The sequence below is a fragment of the Lentzea sp. NBC_00516 genome, from assembly GCF_036346835.1.
Classification (GTDB): domain Bacteria; phylum Actinomycetota; class Actinomycetes; order Mycobacteriales; family Pseudonocardiaceae; genus Lentzea; species Lentzea sokolovensis.
The window spans coordinates 7,361,958-7,385,420 of the sequence record NZ_CP107840.1; the positions used below are offsets into that span (position 1 = coordinate 7,361,958).

The window sequence follows — 23,463 nt, forward strand, 5'->3', positions numbered from 1 at the left end:
CCTTCAAGTGATGGGACTTGGTCTCATCAACCGTAGCAGAGTGATGGGACTAAGTCGCATCACTTAGGATGGGGGCATGGGTCGATGGGAGCCGGACGCGCGGGAGCGGTTGGTGCGCGCCGCACTCGACCTGTTCAGCGAGCAGGGGTACGAGAACACCGCCGTTGCGCAGATCGCCGAGCGCGCGGGCCTCACGAAGAGCACGTTCTTCCGGCACTTCCGGGACAAGCGCGAGGTGCTGTTCGGCGGCCAGGACGTGCTGGCGGACCTGATGACCGGCGCGATCGCCGCTGCGCCCGCTGACGCGAGGCCGCTGGAGGTGATCGAGGCGGCGCTGGTGGCGACGGCGGTGACGTTCACGGACGAACGCCGGGCGCACGGGCCGCAGCGGCTGGAGGTGATCGCGAGCAACGACGAGCTGCGCGAGCGGTCCGCGTTGAAGATGGTCGGGTTCGCCATCGCGATGACGGACGCGCTGAAGCAGCGCGGAGTGCCGGAACTCGACGCCGCCGTGGCCGCCGAGCTGGGCGTGCTGGCGTTCAACCGCGGCTACGAACGCTGGCTGGAGACCGGCGGGGACTTCGTGGAAGTCGCCCGCCGGACGCTCGGCGAGGTGCGTGAGGCCGTCGCCTCTCTAGAGGCTGCCGAGTAGTTCCCCGACCTCGGCGGCGATGCGGTCCAGCGCCTGGTCGTTGTCGTGGGCGGCGATCGCGCGGTCCATCCAGTTCGCGATCAACTGCATCTGCTCCGGCTTGAGTCCGCGCGTCGTGACGCCGGGGGTGCCGAGCCGGATGCCGGACGGGTCGAACGGCTTGCGGGTGTCGAACGGGACCGCGTTGTAGTTCAGCTCGATGCCCGCCCGGTCCAGGGCCCGCGCGGCCGGCTTGCCGCCGATCAGCTTGGACGTCAGGTCGATCAGCACCAGGTGGTTGTCGGTGCCGCCCGAGACCAGGTCGAAGCCGCGTTCCAGCAACGCCTCCGCGAGCGCCTGCGCGTTCTTCACGATCATGTGCGCGTACTCGCGGAACTCCGGCTGCGACGCCTCGTGCAGCGCCACGGCGATCGCGGCCGTCGTGTGGTCGTGCGGACCGCCCTGCAGGCCCGGGAACACGGCCCGGTCGATCGCCTTCGCGTGCTCGGCGTCGCACAGGATCATGGCGCCACGCGGGCCGCGCAACGTCTTGTGCGTGGTCGTCGTGATCACCGGCGCGTGCCCGACCGGCGACGGGTGCGCGCCGCCCGCGACGAGTCCGGCGATGTGCGCGATGTCGGCCACCAGGATCGCGCCGACCTCGCGGGCGATCTCCGCGAACGCCGGGAAGTCGATCGTGCGCGGGATTGCCGTGCCGCCGCAGAAGATCACCTTCGGGCGTTCGGCCTGGGCCAGCGCGCGGACCTCGTCCATGTCCACGACACCGGTGTCCTTGCGGACCTCGTACTGGACCGCGTTGAACCACTTGCCGGTCGCGGACACGCTCCAGCCGTGCGTGAGATGGCCGCCCATCGGCAGGGACATGCCCATCACGGTGTCACCGGGCTGCAGGAACGCCAGGTAGACGGCGAGGTTCGCCGGAGCACCGGACAGCGGCTGGACGTTCGCGTGCTCCACGCCGAACAGCGCTTTCGCCCGGTCGATGGCGAGCTGTTCGACCTGGTCGATGACCTGCTGGCCCTCGTAGTACCGCTTGCCGGGGTAGCCCTCGGAGTACTTGTTGGTCAGCACCGAGCCGGTTGCCTCGAGCACAGCGGCCGACACGTCGTTCTCGGACGCGATCATGCGCAGCTTGCTCGCCTGACGGCGTTCCTCTGCCTGGATGAGAGTGGCGATCTCGGGATCGACTTCGCGCAGCACGACATCACTCCGTGCCGGGCACCCAGGCGTTCGGTGCGCTCGGCCGTCGCTTCCCGGTGGTCAGTTCCACCCTCGGCACGCCAGTCGCTTACGACGTGCCGAGTTTAGTCCAGCGTGAACGGGTCGTACTTGATCCGGTCGAGAGGAGTTCCGGCGACGAGCATGCGGGAGACCGTCGACCTGATCATGGCTGGGCTGCCGCAGACCAGGACGTCGCGCTCTTCCCACGCGCCGTAGCGAGTGACCACGTCGGCGAGGCTGCCCTGCTCGACACCCCGGACGCCGGGGTCCGACTCCAGCACCGGCACGACCGTGAGCCACGGGTTCGTGGTCGCGATGCGTTGCAGGTTGTCCAGGTCGTAGAGGTCCTCGCGGGTGCGGCCGCCGTAGAACAGGTGCACGCGCGGGTTCTCGCCGAACTGCGCCATCTCGTCGATGATCGCGTGCATCGGCGCGACGCCCGTGCCACCGGCCACCATCAGGATGTCCGAGCCGGCCGTGCGGTCGACGGACAGACGTCCCATCGGCGGTCCGATCCGCCAGGTGTCGCCGGCCTGCGTGTGGCCGACCACCGAGCGGGACACCCAGCCGCCGTCGACGGACCGGATGTGGAACTCGATGACGCCGTCCTCGCGCGGTGCGTTCGCCGGCGAGTAGTACCGCCACAGGCGCTTGCGCTGCGGCGTCTCCACGCTGACGTACTGACCGGCCTTGTAGCTGACGGGGTGGTCCGGTTGCAGCCGGACGACGGCCAGGTCCCACGACACGCGCTGGTGCTCCAGCACCGTCGCGTGCCAGTACGCGGGCCCGTTGTCGGCGTCGGCCGCCTCCTGCATCGCCCTGGCCATGAGGGTGTAGGCCTCGGCCCACGCCATCTCGACCTTGGGCGTCCAGGCGGCGCCGGAGAACTTCTTCACCGCGGACAGCAGTGCCGTCCCGACCGCCTCGTAGTGGACGTTGATGACACCGAACTTCCGGTGGTCACGACCCAGCTGACGCAGGAAGGGAATGAGGTCGTCCGGGCGGTCGACCATCTGCACCACGTGCACGAGGGCGCGCAGCAGACGGCTGCGTTGCACCTCCATGTTCGCGGGGAACATCTCGCGTGTGGCAGGCGAGAGCGAGAAGAGCATTCCGTAGAAGAACTTCGCCACTTCTTCGGAGTGCGGCTCCACCACCGCGAAGCTCTCCCGGATCATCCGCACCATCGCGGTGACACCAGGCGGGGGTTCTCGGTGGGGCGGGGTAGGGATGGGGCTCAGCACAGCGTTCGCAGTCATGGTCCGCGCGCAGTCTCCACGTTCTCATTGGCGTTCAGTGGCGCCGGCAAGGCGCTGTTCGTCCTCGTCAAGCATCCGTCCCCCGACAGGGTGGACAGTAACCCCTGATCGGGCTGTTTGACTCCTTGATGCCACCTTTGAGCGAAGCATGGTCACTCTAGGTGAGTAGTTGTTACCGCAACAGTGTGAATGTGAGGGTCCGTCTGTACCGGGTTGCGTGCTTGCGTGCTTGGGTTGGGCGCGTGTCCCTGCCTGAGTTGACTGATACCACCTCACCTGACCGTGACGAGCTTCCCGGCTCACGCGGTGAGCACTTCCTCCAATGTGCCCTGGAGACGTCCGATCGCGCTACGCGCTTCTACACGGACCAGGTGCTGGACCACCTCAACCCCGCGATGGCCGAGTTCGTCGGCCGGATGGAGATGGCCTTCATCTCGACCGCTGATGCCGACGGGGAGTGCGACTCGACACTGCGGGCGGGCCCCGCGGGGTTCCTGCGCGTGATCGACTCGCAGACCGTCGCCTACCCCGAGTACCGGGGCAACGGCGTGATGGCCTCGCTCGGCAACATCATGGAGAACCCGCACGTCGGGATGCTGATGGTGGACTTCGCCGACGACCTGATCGGGCTGCACGTGAACGGCCGCGCCCGCATCGTGCCTCGTGAGGAGTTCGAGACCGAGGACAAGAAGGTGGAGCGCTGGGTGGTGGTCGAGGTGCAGGAGGCCTACGTGCACTGCCGCAAGCACATCCCGCGGATGGTCCCGGTCGACCGCGTCCGGAACTGGGGCACCGATGACGTCAAGAGCAAGGGCGGCGACTTCTTCGGGGTCAAGGCGGACCGGATGAGCAACGCCGACAGCTGATCCGTGCTCGTGACCGCGGCTTTGTGCTGCGGTCACCTTGCGGGCGGCGACCTTGAGTTGCGTGCTTCCCCTGGGGCTCTGCCCCAGACCCCGGCAATCTGATCAGGGGTCCACGCCGTGCGCAGGTAGATGGCACGCCTGTGGCTTTGGGCGGCTGCCTGTTGCGTAGCCGGGTGGCGACTCGTGATGGGACACACCACCCCTCGGTCTTGGCTCAAAGCGAAAAGCCAAGCGCCTCGGCTTCGCCGTTGGGACTGCTCGCCTTCGGCCTCGCGGGTGATCCGGTGCTGCTTGCGACTGGGGCTTGAGCGGGCGGCGTGACGCTGGGGTGTGACCCATCAGCCACCGAATTAGTTGGCCTAGCTAACTATCTCCAGATATAGTTGTATGACATCAACTAATTTACTGGAGGTGTGCCGGTTTTGACTCGGCCCTCGTCGCATCGGGAGATCCTCGAAGCACTGTCCGGCATCTGGGTGGCGCTGCTCGTCGCGATCCTCAGCTCCACCATCGTCTCGAACGCTCTCCCGACGATCCTGGCCGAGCTCAAAGGCACGCAGACCCAGTACACCTGGGTCATCACCTCGATGCTCCTCGCGTCCACCGCCAGCACGCCCCTGTGGGGCAAGCTCGCGGACCTGTTCGACAAGAAGAAGCTGTTGCAGGCGGCGATCGTGATCTTCGTCGTCGGCTCGGTGCTGTCCGGGTTCAGTCAGAACATGGAGCAGCTCATCTCGTTCCGGGTCCTTCAGGGGCTGGGGATGGGTGGTGTGCAGGCACTGGGGCAGGTCGTCGTCGGCGCGCTGCTCAGCCCGCGCGAACGCGGCCGCTACAGCGGCTACACCGGCATGGTGATCTCCGCCGGGACCGTGGGCGGGCCGTTGGTCGGCGGGTTCCTCGTCGACTGGCCCGGCTGGCGCTGGTGCTTCTTCGTCTGCGTGCCGCTGGCGCTGGTGGCGCTGGCCGTGTTGCACAAGACGCTGCACCTGCCGGTCAAGAAGCAGCACGTGAAGATCGACTACCTCGGCGCCACGCTGATCACCGGTGGTGTGAGCCTGGTGCTGATGTGGGTGTCGTTCGCGGGCAAGGACTTCGCCTGGATCAGCGTGGAGAGCGCGCTGTTCGTCGGCGGTTCGGTGCTGGCGATCGTGGGTGCCTACTTCGTGGAACGGCGGGCGTCCTCGCCGGTCATCCCGCTGCACCTGTTCAAGAACCGGACCGTGGTGCTGGCGATGCTGGGCGGCGTCGCGGTGGGCACGGCGATGTTCGGGGCCTCGGTGTTCATGGGGCAGTACTTCCAGATCGCGCGCGGGTTCTCGCCGACCAAGGCAGGGTTGCTGACGGTGCCGCTGGTGCTCGGGCTGAGCATCTCGTCCACGGTGAGCGGGCAGCTGATCGCCAAGAGCGGCCGGTGGAAGAGTTACCTGGTCTGGGGCTCGTTCTCGCTGGTCGCCGGGCTGGCGCTGCTCGGGACCATCGATCACAGCACCAACCTCGTGCTGATGGGCGGCTACCTCGCGCTGGTCGGCGTCGGGGTGGGGCTGACCATGCAGAACCTCGTGCTGGCCGTGCAGAACGGCGTGGGGACGGCCGACCTCGGGGCCGCGAGCTCCACGGCCACGTTCCTGCGGTCGCTGGGCGGGACGGCCGGCGTCTCGGTGCTCGGGGCGGTGCTGGCCGCCTCGGTGAGCACGAAGACGCTCGACCGCGGTTCCCTCTCCCCAGTCGTGCGGGACTCCTACGGCGACGCGATGGGTGAGCTGTTCCTCATCGCCGCCGGTCTCGCGGTGTTCACGGTGATCGCGGTCCTGCTGATCAAGGAGCAGCCGCTGCGGGACTCGGTGGAAGACGAAATTGTCACCCCAACGGGTTCTGGTGCACAGACGGTCGCCACTGAGCTTGATTCACCTGTGGATACTGACCAGCGGATTGTGGACAACTCGGTACCCGCTGTGGACAAGCTGTTGGTGCTTTCGAGTGACGGCGATCAGGAGGTCGCGGCGCGTTCGGCTGCGCTGCGTTCCACGCAGAACTCGTTGCCCTCGGGGTCGCGCAGGGTGACCCAGCCGGTGCCGTCGGGCCTGCGCTGATCGTCGAAGACCGTCGCGCCGATGCCGACGAGGCGTTCCACCTCCTCGTCGCGGGTGCCGTCGGCCGGCTGCAGGTCGAGGTGCAGCCGGTTCTTGAGTTCCTTGCCTTCGGGAACGTTGATGAACAGGTAGCGGACGCCGTTCGGCAGTTCGATCATGGACTCGGGGTCGCCGGGGTTGTCGTCGGGGTGCAGCGGCAGGCCCAGCACCTTGCTCCACCAGGAGGCGATCTCGTAGGAGTCGCGCGCGTCGATCGTGATGCTGTGGATGATTGAGGTCATGAGCTGATCTTCGCCTAGCCGGCGTGTGATCTGGACCGATTTCAAGGTTGAGCGGAACACGCTCAACTTTTCTGACGTTGTGCGGGATGATGGTCCATGCTGGAGGCTGACCACGAGGTGGAGGAATGGACGCTTTCAACCCGACGACCAAGACGCAGCAGGCCGTGTCCGCGGCGGTGCAGGCCGCGACGCTGAACGGGAACCCGGACGTGGGTTCCGTGCACCTGCTCAGTGCACTGCTGGCGCAGACGGACGGGTTGACCGCCCCGTTGCTGTCGGCCGTGGGTGCCGACCCCGCCCAGGTGCGCAAGGAGCTGGAGCAGCTCTCCCGCTCGTTGCCGAGCGCGTCCGGCTCGACCGTGTCCGCTCCGCAGTTCTCGCGCGACGCCGTGCGGGTGATCGGCAAGGCCCAGGAGCTCGCCACCGAGATGGGTGACGAGTACGTGTCCACCGAGCACTTGCTCGTGGGGCTCGCGCAGCACGGTGGCCAGGTGGCCGACCTGCTGCGGCGGCACGGTGCGACGCCCGACGCGCTGACCGAGGCCTTCGCGAAGGTGCGCGGCTCGGCGCGGGTGACGTCGGCCGATCCCGAGGGCACCTACAAGGCGCTGGAGAAGTACGGCGTCGACCTGACCGAACGCGCGCGCAAGGGCGAGCTCGACCCGGTGATCGGCCGTGACGCCGAGATCCGCCGGGTCGTGCAGGTGCTGTCGCGGCGCACCAAGAACAACCCCGTGCTGATCGGCGAGCCCGGCGTCGGCAAGACGGCGATCGTCGAGGGCCTGGCCCAGCGCGTCGTGGCTGGTGACGTGCCAGAGTCGTTGCGCGGCAAGAAGGTCGTGTCCCTGGACCTCGGCTCGATGGTCGCGGGCGCCAAGTACCGCGGTGAGTTCGAGGAGCGGCTCAAGGCCGTGCTCAAGGAGATCACCGACTCGGCGGGGCAGGTCATCACGTTCATCGACGAGCTGCACACGATCGTCGGTGCCGGCGCGACCGGTGAGTCGGCGATGGACGCCGGCAACATGATCAAGCCGATGCTGGCCCGCGGTGAGCTGCGCATGGTCGGTGCCACGACCCTGGACGAGTACCGCCAGCACATCGAGAAGGACGCCGCCCTGGAACGCCGCTTCCAGCAGGTGCTGGTCGGCGAGCCGTCGGTGGAGGACACGGTCGGCATCCTGCGCGGGCTCAAGGAGCGCTACGAGGTGCACCACGGCGTGCGCATCACGGACGCCGCCCTCGTCGCCGCCGCCACGCTGTCCGACCGCTACATCACCGCGCGCTTCCTTCCGGACAAGGCCATCGACCTCGTCGACGAGGCCGCGTCCCGGCTGCGCATGGAGATCGACTCCCGGCCCGTCGAGATCGACACCGTCGAACGTGCCGTGCGCCGCCTCGAGATCGAGGAGATGGCGCTGGCCAAGGAGTCCGACCTGGCGTCGGTCGAACGGCTGCACGCCCTGCGCGCCGAACTCGCGGAGAAGCGCGAGGAGCTGTCCGCGTTGACGGCTCGGTGGCAGAACGAGAAGGGCTCCATCGACCGCGTGCGCGGCCTGAAGGAGCAGCTGGAGTCGTTGCGCGGCGAGTCCGAACGGGCCGAGCGCGATGGCGACCTCGGACGCGCCGCCGAACTGCGCTACGGCCGGATTCCCGAGCTGGAGAAGGAACTCTCCGTCGCCGCGGAGTCCACACAGGACGATGCGATGCTCAAGGAGGAGGTCGGCCCTGACGACGTCGCGGACGTCGTGGCGGCGTGGACCGGCATCCCGGCCGGCCGCCTGCTGGAGGGTGAGACCGCCAAGCTGCTGCGGATGGAGGACGAACTCGCGCGCCGGGTCGTCGGCCAGGCCGAAGCGGTGCGGGTCGTGTCGGACGCGGTGCGCCGCACGCGCGCCGGAGTCGCGGACCCGGACCGCCCGACGGGCTCGTTCCTGTTCCTCGGCCCCACCGGCGTCGGCAAGACCGAGCTCGCGAAGGCGCTGGCGGGGTTCCTGTTCGACGACGAGCGGGCGATGATCCGCATCGACATGAGCGAGTACTCCGAGAAGCACTCGGTGGCCCGCCTGGTCGGCGCGCCTCCCGGCTACGTCGGCTACGACCAGGGCGGCCAGCTCACCGAGTCGGTCCGCCGCCGCCCGTACTCGGTCGTGCTGCTGGACGAGGTGGAGAAGGCCCACCCGGACGTCTTCGACGTGCTGCTGCAGGTGCTCGACGACGGCCGCCTGACCGACGGCCAGGGCCGCACCGTCGACTTCCGCAACACGATCCTGGTGCTCACCTCGAACCTGGGTTCGCAGACCATCGTGAACCCGTCGCTGACCGAGCGGGAACGCAAGGACGCCGTGATGGCCGTGGTGCAACGGCACTTCAAGCCGGAGTTCCTGAACCGGCTGGACGACGTCGTGGTGTTCCACGCGCTCGCCACCGAGGAGCTGACGTCCATTGTGGACATCCAGATCACCCGGCTGGCGGACCGGCTCGCGGCCCGTCGCCTGACGCTGGAGGTCACGCCGTCGGCCCGGGACTGGTTGGCGTTGAACGGTTTCGACGCGATCTACGGCGCCCGGCCGTTGCGCCGGCTGGTGCAGTCGGCGATCGGTGACCAGCTGGCCAAGGAGTTGCTCGCCGGTGAGGTGCGGGACGGCGACACCGTGCGGGTCGACGTGCTGGACGACAACAGCGGACTGATCGTGGGCCGCACCGCGTGATGTACGTGAGGTATCAGGCGGCGCAGGCCAACGCCAACGGGAACTTCTCCGGAGTCTTCGGACTGGTGAACGGCCTGCGCCGGCGCGGTGAGCTCACCGCGGAGCAAGAAGAGTTCGTGCGCGTCAACAACGCCTGGTACAACGCCGCCTACACCGATCCGTCGACGGTCGATCCGACGGTCTACGACCGGGAGGTCAACCCCGGTGCCCGCGCGTGGTTCAAGGTGGAGGCGACACACCTGGAGGAACGTCTGCCGGGTTATCTCGCCCTCCTCGATGCGCACGGGGTGCGGTGGGAGCGACTGACCAGCGACGATCCCGGCCGCGTCGTGTACGAGGACGCGGACCAGGTCGTCGTGGTGCCCCACTCTTCAGCGGCTTTCGATCGTCAGCTCGCCTGACATCACCGTGCGGATGTGGTCGCCGCCGAGCAGGTCGTGCGGATAGCCGAGGTCGATCGCGCTGACCTCGTCGAGACGTGCGACCTGCTCGCCGGTCAGCTCGACCTCCAACGCATCCAGGTTCCCCAGCAACTGCTCGGGCGTGCGGGCGCCGATGACGGGTGCCGTCACGCCCGGCCGCCACACGCTCCACGCCAGCGCGACCTGGGCGGGCGTGCGTTCCACCTCCACAGCCACTTCGCGCACGACGTCGGCGATGGCGAGCGTGCGTTCGGTGACCATGCCCAGGCCGGCGTTGAAGCTCCTGCGGTTGCTCTCACCGGAGCCGGGGTCGGGGCTGGAGTACTTGCCGGACAGCACGCCGCCGCCCAGCGGTGAGTAGGGGGACACGCCCAGCCCCAGCGCCCGCGCCATCGGGATGAGGTCGCGTTCGCCGCCGCGGTTGATGAGGCTGTGCTCGATCTGCAGCGCGACCAGCGGCGACCAGCCGCGCAGGTCCGCGACCGCCTGCATGCGGGAGATCTCCCAGGCCGGGGTGTTGGACATCCCGACGTACAGGACCTTGCCCTGCCTGACCAGGTCGTCCAGGCCGCGCAGAACCTCCTCGAACGGCGTCAGCACGTCCCACACGTGCACGTACAGCAGGTCGACGTGGTCCGTGCGCAGCCGGCGCAGGCTGTTCTCGACGGACGCGAACAGGTTCTTGCGGTGCGAGCCACCGGAGTTCGGGTCGCCGGGCGTGCGCAGCGTCGAGTACTTCGTCGCCAGCACCAGGCTCTCGCGCCGGTCCTGGGTGAGTTCGCCCAGCAGCTCCTCGGAACCGCCGTAGGAGGCCGCGGTGTCGATGAAGTTGCCGCCGCGCTCCACGTAGATCTCGAACAGCCTCCGCGCGTCTTCCGGCGAGGAGCCCCAGCCCCACTCGTTGCCGAAGGTCGCGGTGCCCAGTGCCAGCGGTGAGACCCGCAGCCCGGAGCGGCCCATCAGCCGGTAGGTGTCGAGCGACATGGTGTTTCTCCCGTGTTCGTGGTGTGGCACCAGCCTGTGATCACCGGGAGCCGGGGGTAAGGGAAGGAACTTCCTGGGAACACGAGTCCTACCCGGACTGTTGCACCGGCCATGGTCACCGACGTGACGCACGAGCTGGCCGCGTTCCTGCGGAGCAGGCGCGAACGGCTGGACCCGCGGGATCTCGGCCTTCCCTCACGCCGGCAGCGGCGGACTCCTGGGCTGCGTCGCGAAGAAGTGGCCGAGCTGGCCGGCGTGAGCGTCGACTACGTCGTGCGGCTGGAGCAGGCGCGGGGGCTGAGGCCTTCCGCGGACGTGGTCGAGGCGCTGGCCGGTGCGTTGCGCCTGACCGGCGACGAACGCGCCTACCTCTTCGGCCTTGCCCGGCAACGGCCCCGTGGCGAGGACGAGGCCGCCACCGAGGCGGACCCGTCGCTGGCCGGACTGGTCGCCGACCTGGCGCCGCGGCCCGCCATGGTGATGAACCACCGCTTCGACCTCCTCGCGTGGAACAGCGAGATGGCGAAGGTGCTCGTGGACTTCGACACCCTGCCGCCCTCGCGGCGCAACGCGATCTGGTTGTGCCTGCTGCATCCGGAGATCCGGGAGCGCTACGTCGACCGCGACCGGACCGTGCGCGACGGCGTTGCCCACCTGCGCGCCGCTTGGGCCGCGCATCCCGAGGACCAGGTGCTGGCCGACCTCATCGCCGAGTGCGTCACCGGCGACGAGGAGTTCGCGCGGCTGTGGGCCGCGGGAGACGTCCGGCTCAACGGCCGCGGGGACAAGGTGATGCGGCATCCGAGCGCAGGTCGGATCGCCCTGCGGTTCGAGACGCTCACGTCCCTTCAGGACCCCGGTCAGCTGCTGGTGATCTTCCGCGCGGCGGACGACGCGAGCCAGGCGGCGATGGACGGCCTGCGTCAGTAACTGACCTGAGGAAAGGCACGTCCCGGTCACGACGCGCGGAAGTGATCTTCGTTCCTCGCCCCCGACCCACTAGGCTCTGGCTGTGGGCATACCGGCGTGGGTCTGGTTCACCGTCGCCGCGGTGGCGGGCGTGGCGGGGTTTGCCCTGCTCGCGACCGACCGGGCGCAACGAACCGCGCGTAATCGTGAACGGCGCCGTTGGGCTGCCCTGCGTGGCTGGCAGTTCGAGGAGACAGACCACGTGCTGCCGACCCGCTGGGAAGCGGGAGCCATCGCGTACTACGGCACGGGTCTCGCCCGTGACGTCGTCGCGGGCTCCACCTTCACCGCGGACGGCCGCAGGCAGGTCTACGTGCTCGATCACGAGACAGGCGGCAAGGTCAACTCCGTGCTGGTCGGCGTGCGCTGCCGCAAAGCGCTGTCGGTGGTGATCGAACTGTGGCTGTCGACGGTCCCGTTCCAGCGCGACAACGACAAGATGCCGATGCCCGACCTGCTCGGGCCGGTGGGCTCGCGGTACGCGTTCGTCACGGACGTCCCGGCGGCTCGCAAGATCATCACGCCCGACCTGATCGACGCCGCCGAGGAGATCGGTGGCGACGTCACGGTCGTCTGGATGGAGAACGACTGGGTGCTGGCCGCGGCCCCGCCGAACTCGTCGCCCGCGCGCCTCGAACGGCTGCTGCGCGACGTCGGCGAGCTGGCGGACGTCATCGACCCGTTCGACCCGGACCCCTCCGAGCGGGAGGAACCGGTGTCGGAGGACGACGAGGGTGGCGAGGTCTACCGGCCGTCGTTCGGCCGCAAGCCCTGACCGGAGCCCGCCGGACGTTGGGTGATCACCGGCTTTCCGACTACCGTTCGGTGGCATGCCAACCGCACTGGTGACCGGATCGACCGTCGGGATCGGGGCCGCCTTCGCCCGCAGGCTCGCGGCCGAGGGATATGACCTCGTACTGGTCGCGCGCACCGCGTCCGCGCTCGAGGAACTCGCGAAGCAGCTGCACGACCGGCACGGCGTCCACGTCGACGTCCTGCCCGCCGACCTCAGCGACCACGAGGACCGGCTCAGGGTCGAGAAGCGGCTGGCCGAGTCCGCCGTCGACCTGCTGGTCAACAACGCGGGCTTCGCGAACACCGGCGAGTTCTTCGCCGCCGACATGGAGAAGCTCCAGGCCCAGCTGGACGTCAACGTCGCCACGGTGCTGCGCCTGAGCAGGGCCGCCATTCCGGCGATGATCGCGCGCGGCAAGGGTGACGTGATCAACGTGTCCAGCGTCGCCAGCTTCCTGCCCGGCCGCGGCACCAGCTACAGCGCCGACAAGGCGTGGGTGACGACGTTCTCCGAGGGCATGTCGCTCGCGGCCGAGGGCACCGGCGTGCGGATCATGGCGCTGGCCCCCGGTTTCGTGAAGACCGAGTTCCACCAGCGCGCGAAGATCGACATGTCGAAGACGCCGGCCTGGCTCTACGTCGACGCCGACAAACTGGTCCACGAGGCCCTGCGCGACCTGCGGCGGGGCAAGCCGCTGTCGATCCCCGGCCTCCAGTACAAGGCGATCGTGACCATCACGAGGCTGCTGCCGCGGCCGTTCGTGCGCAGGATGGCGTCGCGGTTCGCCGGCGGTCGCGGTCGCACCTGAGCGGAACCGTTCGGCCTAACGGCGCGTCGGAGCCGTCGTGAGCGAACAGTTCCATGTCGAACCGGACGAGCTGCGCGGGTACAGCGAACTGCTGGACCGCAACGCCCGGCACTTCCTGACCATCAAGGACCACGCGATCTCCAAGGGCGGTGACACCAGCGGGTTCACCGGCCTGCTGACGTTGCTGCACCCCGTCGTGACCGGTGTCGCGAGTCTCTACGGGGAGACGTTGGACTTCGCCAACAAGACGATGCTCAAGGACGCCGACGCCCTGAGGAAGACGGCGGACTCCTACGAGAAGGTCGACCAGTACGGCCTCAAGCTGATCCAGGGTGCGGGAGGTGGCCGATGACCACGGCGTACGCGGACGTCCAGGACCCGTCGGTCGCGCTCAGCGCCGCCGCGGAGAACCGCCCTGGCCGGCAGACCACCAAGGAGCTGATCGAGGCCGCCGGCTGGAAGCTCCAGGGCGTCAACTGGATCTACGAGAAGGTCACCGGCGAGAACCTGATCGAGTCGCTGATCAGCCCGCTGGTCGGCGACTTCGAGAAGATCGACGCCAACGCCAACGCGTGGGACCAGGTCGCCAAGGCGCTGGACTCCGTGCGACACAACGTCGGTGACGGTGTCGGTCAGCTCAACCCGCACTGGAACGGTGGTGCCGCGCAGGCGTTCGAGCGCCGCATGGACACCATGTGGGTCATCGCGATCGAGGCGGACTCCCAGGTCGCCCGGATCATCGGCAACAAGTTCCAGTCGATGGCCTCGGCGTGCCGGTCGGCCACGAAGATCGCCCTGTTCCTGCTCGACAAGCTCTGCACGATGCTGCTCGAAGCCGCCATGACCGCGGTGATCCCGGTCGTCGGCTGGGGCCGCGCGGTGTGGATGGTCTACGACGCCATCCAGATCGTCGACGCGATCCGCAAGATCATCCAGTCGATCATGACGCTGATCGAGGGCGTCAAGGGCATGGTCGACGGCATCGTCGCGATGGGCACGGCGCTGATGAAGCTCAAGGACGTCAGGGACGTGAACGACGCGCTGGACGTCGTCGACGGCGTGCAGGACGGCAAGCAGAAGTTCGACAACGGTGTGTCCGCCGCGAAGTCCGGCGCGATCGGTGTCGGCCTCGGCGCCTACAGCCTCGGCAAGGCCGGTTCCGCCGCGTCGGGCCGTTCCAGTTCCGCCCCGGCTCCCGCGCCCGCTCCGGCACCCGCACCCACTGGCGGGGGTCAGCAGTGACGTTCCCCTACGACCAGGCGCGGCTGCAGGCGCTGTTCTCCGAGGTCGACTCCCGGATCGACGACCTGGGCAAGGTCGCGACGGCCGCCTCGCAGGTGCAGCGCCGGTCGCGGGGACTCTCCGAACAGGACCTCGCCGCGATCGAACGGTTCGCGAAGTCGCCCGGCGCGCCGAAGGAGCTCAAGGACCTCCAGCGGCGCGTCGACGCCGGCGAGATGTCCTGGGCCGACGTGGCGGCGGGCCGCGCGGTGAACGACCCCGGCGTGCAGCAGGCGCTCGCGGTCGGCGTTCCCGACCTCCAGCGCGCCTACCGCGCGATCGAGGAGGGCCAGGACATCGACGACATCATCGAGTCGGGCAACCCCACCCCGCAGCCGCCGCCCAGGCCGCGTCGTGACGACGACGAAGAGGACGACGGCCCGAGCCACTTCCGCAAGGACGCCTGGTAGTCAGACGGGCCAGTCCACGCCGCCACTGCTGGTGTGGCGGGTCCCGGTGCCGCGAACGACGTCGAAGGCGACCGCGCAGGCGGTCGCCAGCGAGCGCAGCGGCTCGGTGACCTGAGGGTTGATCTGGACGCGGTCCCGGCGGACGCGCTTGCCGTGGCGCTTGGCCCGTGCGCCGGTGTCGATCCGTCCGATGTCGCCGAAGAAGCAGAGCTGCTGACCGTTCGGGTCGTGCAGCGACTGCTTCCACGCGCCGTGCGTCTTGATGGTCCCGATCAACTGGCCGGCCGGGGTGCTGACCCGCACGTGCGGGCGTCGTCCGAACTGCTTGGCGATGTGCATGATCGGCTGGCCGTGCGGCGCGACCACGTCGAGGTCGAACGTCGTCCAGCCGGAGAACCCGGTGTGCCGCAACGGCCGCTGCAGGCCCGGTCCGCCGCGCTCCCTGACCACCATGACCGGCGTGTCGTGCTCGTCGAACACCTCCACCCGGTAGTGCGGCCGGAACAACAGGCTCATGGAGGTCCACGGCTGTTCGACGTAGAGGGTGCTCACAGTGATGCAGGGTACGAGGCAGCGACGGCGAGGGTGTGCGAAGCTGACGACCCGTGCGAACTGAAGTGGTCTTGGACGCGAACGCGAAGTCAGAACTCGCTCGTCTTGTGAGCGAATTGGCCGTGGTGCACGGCAAGGTGACCCTCTCCAGCGGCAAGGAAGCCGACTACTACGTCGACCTGCGGCGGGCGACGCTGCACCACGCGGCGGCCCCGTTGATCGGCAGGCTGCTGCGGCAGCTCACGTCCGACTGGGACTTCGTCGCGGTCGGCGGTTTGACGCTCGGCGCGGACCCCGTCGCCTACGCGATGATGCATTCCGCCGGAGCCGACGGTGACGTGCTCGACGCGTTCGTCGTGCGCAAGGCGAACAAGGCGCACGGCCTGCAGCGGCAGATCGAGGGCATCGACGTGCGTGGGCAGCGTGTGCTCGCGGTCGAGGACACCTCCACCACCGGCGGTTCGGTGCTCACGGCCGTTGCTGCGCTGCGCGAACACGGTGCTGACGTCATCGGCGTCGCCACCGTCGTCGACCGCGGCACGGGCGCCAAGGAGGCCATCGAGGCCGAGGGTCTGCCGTACCGCTACCTGCTCGACCTGAACGATCTCGGGCTCGCCTGAGGTTTTATCGAGAGCGCATTGAGCCACCCCGTCCTAGGCTGGAGGACGGGGTGGTGCGAATGGCCAGATTGTTCGCTGAGGCGGTCATGACGTTGCACTTCGCGGTGCTGGCGTTTCTGCTCGTGGGCGGGTACGCGGCATGGCGGTGGCGCGGCGTGATCTACCCGCACCTGGCGATCGGTGCGTGGGCGATCCTCAGTCTGCTGGTGCCGGTGACGTGCCCGCTGACGACCGCGGAGGAGTACTTCCGCGCCGAGGCAGGCATGCCGCCGCTGGGTACGGGTTTCATCGACCACTACATCGACGGCGTCTGGTACCCGGAGAGCGCGTCGACGCTGGTCCAGCTGGTGCTGGGGTCGATCGTGATCATCTCGTGGGTCGGCTTCTATGCTGGTCACCGTGCTGCTCGAAGGCTTTCACGCTGTTAAGCACGCGTTGCGCTTCGGCGCCGATGTGCACCCGCTGATCACGACGGACCTCGCCGGCGCGATCAGCCTCGCCGAGACGCACGCACCTGATCTGCGCGAGCGGTTCGCGGCTGCCACGGAGGTCGACCAGAACCACTTCAAGCTCCGTGTCGGCCGCACGCACCCGACGGGTGTGGCGGGGTTCGCGGAGAAGCCTGAACTGGCGTTCGACCGCGACGCTCCGATCGTCCTGCTCGACAACCCGCGCAACCTCGGCAACTTCGGTGCCGCGATCCGGGTGGCCGCCGGCCTCGACGCGGGTGGCGTGATCTCCACCGGTGACGTCGACCCGTGGCACCCCAACGTGCTGCGGGGATCGGCAGGGCTGCACTTCGCGCTGCCGGTCGCCAAGGTCGACAGCCTCGACTTCGCGGGTGAGCTCATCGCGTTCGACGCGGACGGTGACCTGCTGAAAGGCCCGATCCCGGACGACGCCGTGCTGGCGTTCGGCTCGGAACGCCACGGCCTGTCCGCCGAGGTCCGCGAGAAGGCGTCCAGGATCGTCCGGCTGCCCATGCGCGAGAAGGTCAGCAGTTACAACCTCACAACTTCTGTGGCCATGGGCCTCTACCACTGGGTGATTCACCGAGCTTCTTGATCGGTCAAGCGCGCACGATGATCTGGTGGTGATCGCGAAACTGCTGGCGGCACGCGCGGGTGTCGCGGAGCGCGCGGTGTACTCCAGGCACCTTCGGCGGGTCTGGGGTGTGCCGGGCACGCTTCTCGGGGCGCGGGCGTGGCCCCCGCTCTTCAGGGACAAGATCCACACCAGCTTCAACTACTGGTGGCAGGCGCACCTGCTCGACTGCATGGTCGACGGCTACCTGCGCTCGCCCAACGAGCTGCGCAAGGCGGCCGTCGCGAAGGTCGTGCGGGGCATCAGGGTGCGCAACGTCCTGGGCTGGACCAACGACTTCTACGACGACATCGCGTGGCTCGGCCTCGCCCTGCAGCGCGCCCAGAACGAGGTCGGCGTCGCGAAGCCCAAGGCGCTCGACGCGATCGCCGTGCGGCTGCGGGACGGCTGGACCGACCACGCCGGTGGCGGCATCTGGTGGAAGCGCAACGACGACTTCAAGAACGTCCCGGCGAACGGCCCGGCCGCGATCTTCCTGGCGCGCCAGAACGAACGCACCGATCTCGCCCGCGCACGGTCCATCGTGGACTGGGTCGAGGAGCACCTCGTCGATCCTGGCAACGGTCTCGCGTGGGACGGCCTGCACGTCCACCCCAACGGCGAGATCCGCGAGTACGAGAAGAACATCTACACGTACTGCCAAGGGGTTCTGATCGGCGCGTGCGTCGAACTGGCCAAGCACGGCCAGCAGGACAAGTGGCTCGACAAGGCCGCCCGCACGATCACCGCCGTGCACGACGACCTCGCCACCAACGGCGTGATCCGGGGCCAGGGCGGTGGGGACGGCGGCCTGTTCGCGGGGATTCTGACGCGCTACCTCGCCGAGGCCGCGCTGACGATCCCCGACCTCGACCCCGAGCGGCACGAGACCGCCGATCTGGCCAGGGAACTCGTTGTCCAGTCGGCGGAAGCGGCGTGGAACAACCGCGTGATGGCGGTGAGCGGCCCGTTGTTCGGTCCGGAGTGGACGGTCCCGGCGGACGAGAAGGAGGGCCGCGACCTGTCCGTCCAGCTCGGTGGCTGGATGTGCCTGGAGGCGGCCGCCCTGCTCGAACGGCACGGCCTGAACGTCGCTACTGCCTGAGCCAGCTCAGCAACGTCCTGGCGTCCTCGCGGAACCGCTCCGGCGAGTCGTCGAGCACGAACTCCAGCAGCGCGTTGCGTTCGACGCCATCACGCGCCAGTTCGGTCAGCACCGGCTTCCACAGGTCGCGGCGCTCGGCGAGCGGGAACCGCTCCTTGAAACCGCCAGGGCCCCACGAGAAGACGTGCGCCGTCACCGGTTCCAGCGTCCGCACCTCGTGCACGGCGGAGAACACGTCCTGGCCCCCGCGCGGCTGCCAGTACGACACCACGCCGTCGACCTCGTCGAGCAGTTGCACCGCCGAGTCGAGCGTGTCCGTGAGCGTGTTCGGGTGGTACTCCAGCGCGATCTTCGTGCCGAGCGCGTCCGCGTGCTCCACGGCGTGCTGCAGCGCCTCGATCACCGGACCGCGGTCGGGGCACTCGGCCGATCCCGCGGTGCCGGCCCAGACCCGCACGAACGGCGCGTCCAGTTCGGCCGCGGTCTCCAGGATCGGCGCCAGGTCGGCACGATCGGAGACACCGGCGCGGTAGTACGACCCGTACGCGGCCACCTTCAAGCCGGTGTCCAAAGCCCGCCGTGCCGCCGCGACATCGCCGGGCGGCACGTGCACGTCGCCGCCCCACTCGACGGCCCGCAGCCCGCACTCCGTCGCCAGCTCACCGATCTCGGAGACCGTGAGCTGCCGGAACGTCACCGAGACGAGTCCGGGGATCAGCATCCGCAGGACTGCCTGTGCCGCAGCGAGGGCGCGAGCCGGATGGTCTCCGGCGGCCTTTCCGGGTTCGCGATGCGCGAGAGCAGCAGCTTCACCGCGGTCCGCCCGATCTCCTCGACCGGCTGGGCCAGCGTGGTGAGCGGCGGTTCGATCAACGTGGCCCACTCGACCTCGTCGTAGGCGACGACGGCCAGGTCGGTGCCGAGCTTCAGGCCGCGGGCGCGGGCCTCGTGCAGCATGCCGACCGTGACGAGGTGGTCCGCCGCGACGACGGCCGTGGCCGGGTCCTCCTGGTCGAGCAGCGGCGCGAGCCAGCCGCTCTGCGAGACCAGGGCCTCGTCCCACTTCAGGCCCGCGCGGCCGAGGCCGAGGCGGTAGCCGAGGATGCGTTCCTCGGTCGTCGCCACGCCCACCTGGCCGCAGACGATGCCGATCCGCCGGTGACCCAGTTCCGCGAGGTGCTTCACCAGACCCGAGGTGGCCTGCACGTTCTCCGGCCCGACCTGGTCGATGTCCTTGGCCACGGTCAGCCGGTCCACCAGCACGGTGGGGATGTTCAGCCGCTTGAGCTCCGGCAGCACGAGGCTTCCCCCGGTGCCGGCGGACGGTGTGAGCAGCAACCCGTCGACTCTTCGCGAGCGCAGCGTTCTGACCGCCGTCTGCTCGGACTCGGGGGTGTCTCTCGTGTCGATCAGCACGAGCGAATAGCCGTTGCGAGTCGCCTCGGACTCGATGGCGGCGATCAGCTCGGCGAAGTACGGGTGGGAGACCAGTGACACGGCCAGGCCCAGCGACTTGGTGCCGCCCATGACCAGCGAACGCGCGATCGCGTCCCCCGTGTACCCGGTCTCGTCGATCGCCTTCTGGACGCGCTCACGCGTGTCCCCTGCGACCGGCCTCGTCTCGTTGATCACGTGTGACACCGTGGTGATGGAGACTCCCGCGAGAGCCGCTACATCCCGCATGGTGACCATGGCTCGGACCTTACCCGTTTGGAGGAAGCCCAGATGGCAGCCGTGCTGTGTGTCGGGCTCACAACTCTCGACGTGACCCAACGGGTGGACGCCTTCCCGGAACCGGGCCAGAAGATCCGCTCGCTCGGCGCGGTGCTGTCGCCCGGCGGTCCGGCGGCCAACGCGGCCCGCGCGGTCGCGGCACTGGGCGGACGGGCGACGTTGCTCACCGCGTTGGGTGCCGACGCACTGGGTGAATTCGTCAGGGCTTCCTTGGAACCGGTTCAAGTGACCGCGGTGCCGGGCACGACGCCCGTGAGCATGGTCGTCGTCAGAGACGCTGATGGGGAGCGCACGGTCGTCTCGCGCAACGCGTCGGTGCCGGTGGAGGCGCCGGATTTGACCGATCTTCTGGCCGCCGCGGACGTGGTGCTCTTGGACGGACACCATGAGGGCCTCGTGATCCCCGTCGCCCGGCAGGCGAAAGCGTTGGGATTGCCTGTGGTGCTCGACGCCGGGAGCTGGAAACCTGTCCTCGATCACCTGTTGCCGCTGGTGGACGTGGCCGCCTGCTCTCACGGGTTCGAGCGGTCCGAGGCCGAGGTGCACTCCTACGGGGTGCCGCTGGTCATTCGCACGCAAGGTGCGAGGCCGGTCACCTGGTCGCGGAACGGCTCGTCGGGAGAGCTGCCCGTGCCCGCGGCGGAGGTGAAGGACACGAACGGTGCCGGCGACGTCTGGCACGGCGCGTACGCCTACGCGCTCGCGTCAGGGACGGACCCGGTGGCCGCCATCGGGTTCGCCTCGGAGGCGGCCGCCGTTCGCGTCGGTGCGGTCGGGGACTGGGTTGAGGAGCTGGCGCGGTGGCAGGACAGCAGGTCAGGTTCGACGAGCTGCTAGAACGGGCTCGAGTTCTCACCGATCAGGGTGAGCGCAAGATTCTCGGCATCGGCGGCGCACCCGGTTCGGGCAAGTCGACACTCGCGCGGCGGCTCGTCGAGGCACTCGACGGCCAGGCCGTGCTGGTCGAGATGGACGGTTTCCACCTCGCGCAGAGCGAGCTCGAACGGCTGCGGCTGGTGGAACGCAAGGGCGCGCCCGACACGTTCGACATCCCCGGCTACGTGGACCTGCTCGGCCGGATCAAGGCGTGCGGGCCGGACATGATCTACGCGCCGGAGTTCCGCCGCGAGATCGAGGAACCGGTCGCCTGCGCCGTGCCGGTGCACCCGGACGTCCCGCTCGTCGTCACCGAGGGCAACTACCTGCTGCTCAACTACGACAAGTGGAAACGCGTCCGGATCATCCTGGACGAGGCGTGGTTCCTGTTCATCGACGAGGACGTGCGCGTGCAACGGCTGATCGACCGCCATCTGCGGTACGGGCGCACCCTGTCGGAGGCGGAGGAACGCGTGCTGCACGGCACAGACCACGTCAACGCGTTGATGGTGAACTCGTCCAAGGGATCGGCGGACCTGCTGATCACCGAAGTCCTGTAGGCAACCGGATCGCCGGTCCGTGCGTGCTCTGCCGCGGGGGGATGAACCGTGGACTCTGCGCTAGGAATCCTGTTACGCCACCACCGGATCGCCGTCGGGCTCACCCAGGAGGCGCTGGCCGAGAAGGCGGGCCTGAGCGGTCAGGCCATCGGTTCCCTGGAACGGGGCGACCGGCGCCATCCCCATCGCGCCACGGTGCTCCGGCTCGCCGACGCGCTGGGCCTGGGCGCGGACGAACGGGCCGAGTTCGCCGCGGCCGCCGCCCGCACACCCAGACCGCGTCGCGCGTCGTGCGCACCGGTCCGGCAACTGCCCGCCGCGCCGGTGCGGTTCTCCGGGCGGGAGGCCGAGGTCGCCGAGCTGACCGGCCTGGTGCAACGGTCGGGCGTGGTGGTCGTCTCGGGCATGGCGGGCGTCGGCAAGACGTCGCTCGCGCTGCACGTGGCCCATCAGGTCGGTGACCTGTTCCCCGACGGCCAGCTCTACCTGGACCTGCGCGCGAGCCTGCAGCCGGAGGACGCGCTGGGGCAGCTATTGCGCGCGCTCGGCCGGCCCGACCACGGCGGAACGCTGGCCGAGACGGCCGCGCGGTTCCGGTCCGCGCTGGCCGGGCGGCGGGTGCTGCTCGTGTTCGACGACGCGGCGACGGCCGGCCAGATCCAGCCGCTGCTGCCCGGCACCGTCGGCTGCGCGGCGGTCGTGACCAGCCGCCGGGCCATGGACACCCTGCCGCAGGCCCATCACCTGAGGCTGGACGTGCTGCCCGAACGCGAGGCGCTCGACCTGCTCGCGGCCTACGCGGGACCGGAACGGATCGGCGCCGACCCGTCGTCGGCGGTGCAGGTGGTGGAGCAGTGCGGACGGCTGCCGCTCGCCGTCCACCTCGCCGGTGCCCGGCTCGCGTCCCGCCCTGCCTGGCCGGTCGCCCACCTCGCGCGCCGCCTGGCCGTGCGCAGGCTCGACGAGCTGGACCGCGACGACGCCGGAATCCGGGCGAGCTTCGCCGTGTCCGTCGACCAGCTGGACCCTTCCGACCAGAGCGCGTTCACGCGGTTCGGCGTCTTCGAGGACATCTCGCTGCCGGTCGCCGCCCGTCTGCTCGACGTGGACGGGCTCGCCGCCGAACTGGTGCTGGAACGGCTGGCCGACCTGCACCTGATGCAGGCCACCACGCCCGGCCGCTACCGGATGCACGACCTCGTCCGGACCTACGCGCGGGAACGGCCCGCGGATCCCGAGGCGCTGGGCCGGGTCGCCGGCCTGTTCGTCGCGGTGGCGTGGCGGTCGGTGGCGCTGGCCGTGCCGCACAGCTTCCGCGGGACCTGGGCCGACCCGGCGTGGACGGCGGGCGCACCGGACTTCACCACGGCCGCGGCGGCCTTCGCGTGGCTCGACGAGCACCGCTCGCACCTGGCCGACCTCTGCCGGACGCCCGGTGTGCCGGCGCAGGCGCTGGTCCGGCTCGCGACCGGACTGTTCCCGTACTACCTGAGCCGCGGCCATCGCGCGGACTGGGCCGAGCTGTGCGGGCTGGCGTTGCCCGCGACCAGCGACCCGCTGGCGCACGCGATCGTCGAGATGGACCTGGGCGTCGCGCTGGGCGACGCCGGCCACCTGCGCCGCGCCCTGGCCTCGTTCCGGGAGCTGGGCGACGCCAACGGGGTGGCGGTCTGCCTCACCAACCTCAGCGAGGTGATGGACACCGTCGAGACCGGTGAGGAGAGCCTCGTCGTGGCGCGCGAACTGGGGCTGAAGTGCGTCGAGGCCGCGGTCCTGGAACAGCTGGGCAGCGCCTACGGCAAGCGCGGCGACCACGAGCGCGAGCTCCGTTGCTACCTGGACAGCCTGCGGCTGAGCTCCGAGGAGAGCGACGAACGCGTCTGTGCGGGCGTGTTGCACCGGATCGGCGCGCTGCACCGCCGGTCAGGCCGGACGGAGGACGCCGCGACGGCGCTGGCCAGAAGCCTGCACCTGTTCCGCGAGGGAGGAGACGCGACCGGCGAGGTGGCGTGCCTGGAGGAGCTGGGGCTGGTGCACCTGCTGCGCCGGGATCGTGCGGCGGCGGCCGAGACGCTGCGCCGCGGCCTGGGCATCGCCGAGCGGCACGGCGACCTGAGACGGCAGGCGAGCCTGCGGCAGCACCTCGCGAAATGTGGAGGTTCTTCGTAGAGGTTGTCGCTGTCGAG

Annotated in this window: 25 protein-coding genes and 1 riboswitch; of the genes, 18 read left to right on the forward strand and 7 right to left on the reverse strand. The window is 69.3% G+C overall.

Annotation, left to right across the window (positions count from 1 at the left end; translation table 11 throughout):
• Positions 1 to 76 precede the first annotated feature (76 nt).
• Entirely contained in the window at positions 77 to 652 is a 576-nt protein-coding gene (locus tag OG205_RS33650; RefSeq protein WP_330271951.1) for a TetR/AcrR family transcriptional regulator, read from the forward strand.
• Here OG205_RS33650 and glyA read toward each other — a convergent pair.
• Together glyA and OG205_RS33660 are read right to left on the reverse strand one after the other, a co-directional pair.
• A complete protein-coding gene (gene glyA / locus OG205_RS33655; protein WP_330271952.1) occupies positions 635 to 1,852 on the reverse strand; it encodes a serine hydroxymethyltransferase in 1,218 nt (405 codons plus the stop codon). The genes OG205_RS33650 and glyA overlap by 18 nt on opposite strands.
• Positions 1,853 to 1,865: 13 nt before the next feature.
• A riboswitch (ZMP/ZTP riboswitch) is annotated at positions 1,866 to 1,950 on the reverse strand.
• Between the two features lie 6 nt (positions 1,951 to 1,956).
• The gene (locus OG205_RS33660; RefSeq protein ID WP_319976539.1) at positions 1,957 to 3,060 is read right to left on the reverse strand and encodes an FAD-binding oxidoreductase; all 1,104 of its coding nucleotides are present in this window, start codon (positions 3,058 to 3,060) and stop codon (positions 1,957 to 1,959) included.
• Positions 3,061 to 3,374: 314 nt separating this feature from the next.
• Between OG205_RS33660 and OG205_RS33665 the strand changes: the two genes are divergently transcribed.
• Positions 3,375 to 3,998: a pyridoxamine 5'-phosphate oxidase family protein gene (locus tag OG205_RS33665; RefSeq protein WP_330271953.1), complete on the forward strand. Its 624-nt coding sequence runs from the start codon at positions 3,375 to 3,377 to the stop codon at positions 3,996 to 3,998.
• A gap of 413 nt (positions 3,999 to 4,411) precedes the next feature.
• A complete protein-coding gene (locus tag OG205_RS33670) occupies positions 4,412 to 6,088 on the forward strand; it encodes an MDR family MFS transporter (protein ID WP_330271954.1) in 1,677 nt (558 codons plus the stop codon).
• On the opposite strand, the gene OG205_RS33675 is transcribed toward OG205_RS33670, so the two are convergent.
• Positions 5,986 to 6,369, reverse strand: coding sequence for a VOC family protein (locus OG205_RS33675; protein ID WP_330271955.1), 384 nt, complete (start codon positions 6,367 to 6,369; stop codon positions 5,986 to 5,988). The two genes, OG205_RS33670 and OG205_RS33675, sit on opposite strands and share 103 nt — an antisense overlap.
• A gap of 125 nt (positions 6,370 to 6,494) precedes the next feature.
• Here OG205_RS33675 and clpB point away from each other — a divergent pair, with 125 nt between their 5' ends.
• Positions 6,495 to 9,077 (forward strand): ATP-dependent chaperone ClpB, encoded by a 2,583-nt coding sequence (clpB, locus tag OG205_RS33680; RefSeq protein ID WP_330271956.1) that lies wholly within the window; start codon positions 6,495 to 6,497, stop codon positions 9,075 to 9,077.
• Positions 9,077 to 9,478: a hypothetical protein gene (locus OG205_RS33685; protein ID WP_330278284.1), complete on the forward strand. Its 402-nt coding sequence runs from the start codon at positions 9,077 to 9,079 to the stop codon at positions 9,476 to 9,478. Before clpB ends, OG205_RS33685 begins: the two co-directional genes overlap by 1 nt.
• Here the strand turns inward: OG205_RS33685 and OG205_RS33690 are convergent.
• The gene (locus OG205_RS33690) at positions 9,449 to 10,483 is read right to left on the reverse strand and encodes an aldo/keto reductase (RefSeq protein ID WP_330271957.1); all 1,035 of its coding nucleotides are present in this window, start codon (positions 10,481 to 10,483) and stop codon (positions 9,449 to 9,451) included. The two genes, OG205_RS33685 and OG205_RS33690, sit on opposite strands and share 30 nt — an antisense overlap.
• A gap of 111 nt (positions 10,484 to 10,594) precedes the next feature.
• Between OG205_RS33690 and OG205_RS33695 the strand changes: the two genes are divergently transcribed.
• From OG205_RS33695 to OG205_RS33720, 6 genes are all read left to right on the forward strand, one after another.
• The gene (locus OG205_RS33695; RefSeq protein WP_330271958.1) at positions 10,595 to 11,413 is read left to right on the forward strand and encodes a helix-turn-helix transcriptional regulator; all 819 of its coding nucleotides are present in this window, start codon (positions 10,595 to 10,597) and stop codon (positions 11,411 to 11,413) included.
• Between the two features lie 82 nt (positions 11,414 to 11,495).
• Positions 11,496 to 12,227 (forward strand): hypothetical protein, encoded by a 732-nt coding sequence (locus OG205_RS33700; RefSeq protein ID WP_330271959.1) that lies wholly within the window; start codon positions 11,496 to 11,498, stop codon positions 12,225 to 12,227.
• A 55-nt stretch (positions 12,228 to 12,282) separates the two neighbouring features.
• On the forward strand, positions 12,283 to 13,056 hold the full coding sequence (locus tag OG205_RS33705) for an SDR family NAD(P)-dependent oxidoreductase (protein WP_330271960.1): 774 nt from the start codon (positions 12,283 to 12,285) through the stop codon (positions 13,054 to 13,056).
• Positions 13,057 to 13,093: 37 nt separating this feature from the next.
• Positions 13,094 to 13,408: a hypothetical protein gene (locus tag OG205_RS33710; RefSeq protein WP_330271961.1), complete on the forward strand. Its 315-nt coding sequence runs from the start codon at positions 13,094 to 13,096 to the stop codon at positions 13,406 to 13,408.
• Complete coding sequence (locus OG205_RS33715; RefSeq protein WP_330271962.1) at positions 13,405 to 14,298, forward strand: WXG100 family type VII secretion target; 894 nt, start codon at positions 13,405 to 13,407, stop codon at positions 14,296 to 14,298. Before OG205_RS33710 ends, OG205_RS33715 begins: the two co-directional genes overlap by 4 nt.
• Positions 14,295 to 14,747: a hypothetical protein gene (locus OG205_RS33720; RefSeq protein WP_330271963.1), complete on the forward strand. Its 453-nt coding sequence runs from the start codon at positions 14,295 to 14,297 to the stop codon at positions 14,745 to 14,747. The genes OG205_RS33715 and OG205_RS33720 overlap by 4 nt, the downstream gene beginning before the upstream one ends.
• Here the strand turns inward: OG205_RS33720 and OG205_RS33725 are convergent, their stop codons facing one another.
• Positions 14,748 to 15,299, reverse strand: coding sequence for a hypothetical protein (locus OG205_RS33725; protein WP_330271964.1), 552 nt, complete (start codon positions 15,297 to 15,299; stop codon positions 14,748 to 14,750).
• A 65-nt stretch (positions 15,300 to 15,364) separates the two neighbouring features.
• Here OG205_RS33725 and pyrE point away from each other — a divergent pair, with 65 nt between their 5' ends.
• The 4 genes from pyrE to OG205_RS33745 are packed head-to-tail and all read left to right on the forward strand — an operon-like array spanning position 15,365 to position 18,107.
• Positions 15,365 to 15,919 (forward strand): orotate phosphoribosyltransferase, encoded by a 555-nt coding sequence (pyrE, locus tag OG205_RS33730; protein WP_442916847.1) that lies wholly within the window; start codon positions 15,365 to 15,367, stop codon positions 15,917 to 15,919.
• A 59-nt stretch (positions 15,920 to 15,978) separates the two neighbouring features.
• Positions 15,979 to 16,347, forward strand: coding sequence for a DUF2784 domain-containing protein (locus OG205_RS33735; RefSeq protein ID WP_330271966.1), 369 nt, complete (start codon positions 15,979 to 15,981; stop codon positions 16,345 to 16,347).
• A complete protein-coding gene (locus OG205_RS33740; RefSeq protein ID WP_330271967.1) occupies positions 16,307 to 16,984 on the forward strand; it encodes a TrmH family RNA methyltransferase in 678 nt (225 codons plus the stop codon). The genes OG205_RS33735 and OG205_RS33740 overlap by 41 nt, the downstream gene beginning before the upstream one ends.
• 25 nt (positions 16,985 to 17,009) lie before the next feature.
• Positions 17,010 to 18,107, forward strand: a complete 1,098-nt coding sequence (locus tag OG205_RS33745) for a glycoside hydrolase family 76 protein (RefSeq protein ID WP_330271968.1) — start codon at positions 17,010 to 17,012, stop codon at positions 18,105 to 18,107.
• Here OG205_RS33745 and OG205_RS33750 read toward each other — a convergent pair.
• The gene (locus tag OG205_RS33750) at positions 18,097 to 18,828 is read right to left on the reverse strand and encodes a sugar phosphate isomerase/epimerase family protein (RefSeq protein ID WP_330271969.1); all 732 of its coding nucleotides are present in this window, start codon (positions 18,826 to 18,828) and stop codon (positions 18,097 to 18,099) included. The two genes, OG205_RS33745 and OG205_RS33750, sit on opposite strands and share 11 nt — an antisense overlap.
• Positions 18,822 to 19,799 carry a LacI family DNA-binding transcriptional regulator gene (locus OG205_RS33755; protein WP_330271970.1) on the reverse strand — a complete coding sequence of 326 codons (978 nt, stop codon included), beginning with the start codon at positions 19,797 to 19,799 and terminating at the stop codon, positions 18,822 to 18,824. The genes OG205_RS33750 and OG205_RS33755 overlap by 7 nt, the downstream gene beginning before the upstream one ends.
• Positions 19,800 to 19,832: 33 nt before the next feature.
• On the opposite strand from OG205_RS33755, the gene OG205_RS33760 reads away from it, so the two are divergent.
• From OG205_RS33760 to OG205_RS33770, 3 genes are read left to right on the forward strand one after another with little or no spacing between them, the layout of a single operon-like run.
• Complete coding sequence (locus OG205_RS33760; RefSeq protein ID WP_330271971.1) at positions 19,833 to 20,678, forward strand: PfkB family carbohydrate kinase; 846 nt, start codon at positions 19,833 to 19,835, stop codon at positions 20,676 to 20,678.
• Positions 20,642 to 21,277, forward strand: a complete 636-nt coding sequence (locus tag OG205_RS33765) for a nucleoside/nucleotide kinase family protein (protein ID WP_093595565.1) — start codon at positions 20,642 to 20,644, stop codon at positions 21,275 to 21,277. Before OG205_RS33760 ends, OG205_RS33765 begins: the two co-directional genes overlap by 37 nt.
• Positions 21,278 to 21,325: 48 nt before the next feature.
• Positions 21,326 to 23,446: an ATP-binding protein gene (locus OG205_RS33770; protein WP_330271972.1), complete on the forward strand. Its 2,121-nt coding sequence runs from the start codon at positions 21,326 to 21,328 to the stop codon at positions 23,444 to 23,446.
• The last annotated feature ends 17 nt before the right edge of the window (positions 23,447 to 23,463 follow it).

Excerpts from the sequence above, each read along its gene's own strand:
- OG205_RS33740 (WP_330271967.1), top strand. The coding sequence starts at position 16,307 with ATGCTGGTCACCGTGCTGCTCGAAGGCTTTCACGCTGTTAAGCACGCG.
- OG205_RS33650 (WP_330271951.1), top strand. The coding sequence starts at position 77 with ATGGGTCGATGGGAGCCGGACGCGCGGGAGCGGTTGGTGCGCGCCGCA.
- OG205_RS33695 (WP_330271958.1), top strand. The coding sequence starts at position 10,595 with ATGGTCACCGACGTGACGCACGAGCTGGCCGCGTTCCTGCGGAGCAGG.
- OG205_RS33715 (WP_330271962.1), top strand. The coding sequence starts at position 13,405 with ATGACCACGGCGTACGCGGACGTCCAGGACCCGTCGGTCGCGCTCAGC.
- OG205_RS33755 (WP_330271970.1), bottom strand. The coding sequence starts at position 19,799 with ATGGTCACCATGCGGGATGTAGCGGCTCTCGCGGGAGTCTCCATCACC.
- OG205_RS33705 (WP_330271960.1), top strand. The coding sequence starts at position 12,283 with ATGCCAACCGCACTGGTGACCGGATCGACCGTCGGGATCGGGGCCGCC.
- clpB (WP_330271956.1), top strand. The coding sequence starts at position 6,495 with ATGGACGCTTTCAACCCGACGACCAAGACGCAGCAGGCCGTGTCCGCG.
- OG205_RS33690 (WP_330271957.1), bottom strand. The coding sequence starts at position 10,483 with ATGTCGCTCGACACCTACCGGCTGATGGGCCGCTCCGGGCTGCGGGTC.
- OG205_RS33735 (WP_330271966.1), top strand. The coding sequence starts at position 15,979 with ATGGCCAGATTGTTCGCTGAGGCGGTCATGACGTTGCACTTCGCGGTG.
- OG205_RS33675 (WP_330271955.1), bottom strand. The coding sequence starts at position 6,369 with ATGACCTCAATCATCCACAGCATCACGATCGACGCGCGCGACTCCTAC.
- OG205_RS33685 (WP_330278284.1), top strand. The coding sequence starts at position 9,077 with ATGTACGTGAGGTATCAGGCGGCGCAGGCCAACGCCAACGGGAACTTC.
- OG205_RS33750 (WP_330271969.1), bottom strand. The coding sequence starts at position 18,828 with ATGCTGATCCCCGGACTCGTCTCGGTGACGTTCCGGCAGCTCACGGTC.
- OG205_RS33760 (WP_330271971.1), top strand. The coding sequence starts at position 19,833 with ATGGCAGCCGTGCTGTGTGTCGGGCTCACAACTCTCGACGTGACCCAA.
- OG205_RS33660 (WP_319976539.1), bottom strand. The coding sequence starts at position 3,060 with ATGGTGCGGATGATCCGGGAGAGCTTCGCGGTGGTGGAGCCGCACTCC.